The following is a 314-nucleotide window of genomic DNA, read 5'->3' as shown; positions in this document are numbered from 1 at the left end:
CCCACGGCGCCCCAGACGAACGGACCCCTCGCGGGCTCCGTGCTCTCCCCCCAGACCTGGCGTCAGGCGCTCGGCGCCGTGACGCGGCGGGCGTCATGAGCGCGTCCCGGCGATGGGGCGCCGGGACGACCGCACTGACCGTCTCGTTCCTCACCGTCCTGCCGGTGCTGTTGGTGGTGCTCGTCGGCCTGCTCGGCTCGCCCGCAGCCGCCGAGCCCGACGGCGCCGGCCGGGTGCCGAGCAAGGGCCTGCTCGGTGACACCGTGCCGGGCCTCGACCTGCCCAGCGTCGGGCTCGACCGCCCCGCCCGCCCG

At 77.7% G+C, this 314-nt stretch carries 1 protein-coding gene; it reads left to right on the top strand.

Going from position 1 to position 314, the window contains the following annotated elements; all coding sequences use genetic code 11:
• Window positions 1-95: 95 nt before the first annotated feature.
• A partial coding sequence (locus KSO97_RS17515) for a hypothetical protein (RefSeq protein WP_232682014.1) occupies window positions 96-314 on the top strand: 219 nt, incomplete at its 3' end.

This window comes from Nocardioides sp. R-C-SC26 (assembly GCF_021246465.1).
Taxonomy (GTDB): domain Bacteria; phylum Actinomycetota; class Actinomycetes; order Propionibacteriales; family Nocardioidaceae; genus Nocardioides.
Note: the sequence above shows the minus strand (reverse complement) of the source record. Positions and strands in the feature narration are given on the sequence as shown.